Source organism: Micromonospora sp. NPDC049799, assembly GCF_040656655.1.
Classification (GTDB): domain Bacteria; phylum Actinomycetota; class Actinomycetes; order Mycobacteriales; family Micromonosporaceae; genus Micromonospora.
The window spans coordinates 1-1,738 of the sequence record NZ_JBFAMU010000769.1 but is presented as its reverse complement, the minus strand read 5'-3'; the positions used below and the strand labels follow the sequence as shown (position 1 = coordinate 1,738).

Genomic DNA, 1,738 nt, shown 5'->3' with positions numbered 1-1,738 from the left:
GCACACCGGACGGCACGGCGTCGCCGGCCGAGGGCGCCGCGCCACCGGCCGCTGGGGCGGGCCCGGTGCTGGCCCGGGTGGCCGACATCCCGGTCGGTGGTGGACGGATCTTCGCCGACCAGGGGGTCGTGCTGACCCAACCGGCGGCCGGAACCATCAAGGCGTTCTCCGCGCGGTGCACCCACCAGGGCTGCACCGTCACCTCGGTCGACGACGGCACGATCGTCTGCGCCTGCCACAACAGCGTCTTCGACATCGCCGACGGCTCGGTCCGCAGCGGTCCGGCCAAGGTGGCGCTGCCGGAGACCCCGGTGGCCGTCGACGGGGACGACGTCCGGCTCGCGTGAGAACGCCTCTCGCGGGAGGGACGGGACCGGCCCTATGATCGCCGGAACCCCGGCGGTAGCGTGTCGCCACGTCATGACCTGCGGGGGCGTTTCTCCCGCCGGCGGGGCGCTCGCGATCGTACGGAGGATGGTTCATGTCCCACAGCGAGGAGCCGTTCACGGCACGTGACGACGTGGCGTCACGGCCGAGCTTCGACACGATGCTGCGCGGCTACGACAAACGGCAGGTGGACCGCTACGTCGAGCAGCTGCGCAACGAACGGTCGACGCTGACGGCCGAGCGGGACCAGGCCGTCGAGCGACTGCGGACGCTCACCGCCGAGTACCAGCAGCTCGAAGCCGAGACGACCGAGCTGCGTGACCGGCCGACGCGGGTCGACCGGGCCTCCTTCCGGGACCTCGGTCCGATGGTCGAGCAGATCCTGGCCCTGGCCGAACGGCAGGCCGAGCTGATCGGTGACACCGCCGCGCAGCGCGCCGCCGAGTTGCAGGCCGAGGCGGAGAAGACCCTCGCCGACGCCCGCGAGGAGGCCGTCCGGACGACGCGCGAGTTCGAGGAGGACCTCGCCGCCCGGCGCACGGAGCAGCAGAAGGCGGACGAGGAGCGCCGGACCGCCGCCCAGGCCGAGCTCGCCGAGATCCGCGCGGCGGCCGAGCAGCTGCGGGAGGCCGGCGAGGCCGCCCACGAGCGGGCCCGCCTGGAGGCCAACCGGATCGAGGAGCAGAGCGCGCAGAGGGTCGAGCAGGCCCGCGCCGAGGCCGAGGCGTTCCTCAGCTCCGCGCGTACCCAGATCCAGCAGGAGGTCCAGGCCGCGCGGGCCCGGACGCAGGAGGAGCTGACCCGCTGGCAGGCCACGGTGGAGCGGGAGCTGAACGACCGGCGGGCCGCCAGCGAGCAGGAGATCGCCGAGCAGCGCGCGTCGGCGGAGCGGGAGCTCGCCGCGCAGCGCACCGCGGCCGAGCAGGAGATCGCGACGCTGATCGCGGAGGCGCAGCAGTACGCGGTGAAGGTGCGGCAGCGCGCCGAGGAGCAGGCGGCCACCCACCAGCAGCAGCTCACCACGGTGCAGCACGGCCTCCGGGACCGCCGGGAGGCGTTGACCCGGTTGCAGTCCGAGCTGGAGACCTCGCAGCAGCAGTTGGACCAGGTACGACAGGAGGGCGACACCACCGAGCGCGAGCTGGTGCAGGTGCAGCAGCGGCTCAACCGGACCCGGCAGGAGCTGACCGAGGAGCTGCACCGTCTGGACGAGGCGCGGCGCTCCGCCGAGTTCGCCGAGAAGCACGCCAAGGAGGTCCGGGCCCGGGTCAAGCGGGAGGCGAAGCGGGTGGCCGACCTGGCCGCCGCGGCGGTGATGGCGGCCGCCGCGGGCGGCGGCGAGACCGCGGAG

At 74.2% G+C, this 1,738-nt stretch carries 2 protein-coding genes; both read left to right on the top strand.

Going from position 1 to position 1,738, the window contains the following annotated elements; genetic code table 11:
- Positions 1 to 347 (top strand): Rieske (2Fe-2S) protein (locus tag AB0I76_RS29295; RefSeq protein ID WP_357042211.1); only part of this gene is annotated, 347 nt, incomplete at its 5' end.
- A gap of 134 nt (positions 348 to 481) precedes the next feature.
- Positions 482 to 1,738: DivIVA domain-containing protein (locus AB0I76_RS29290; protein WP_357042208.1), on the top strand; the 1,257-nt coding region annotated here is incomplete at its 3' end.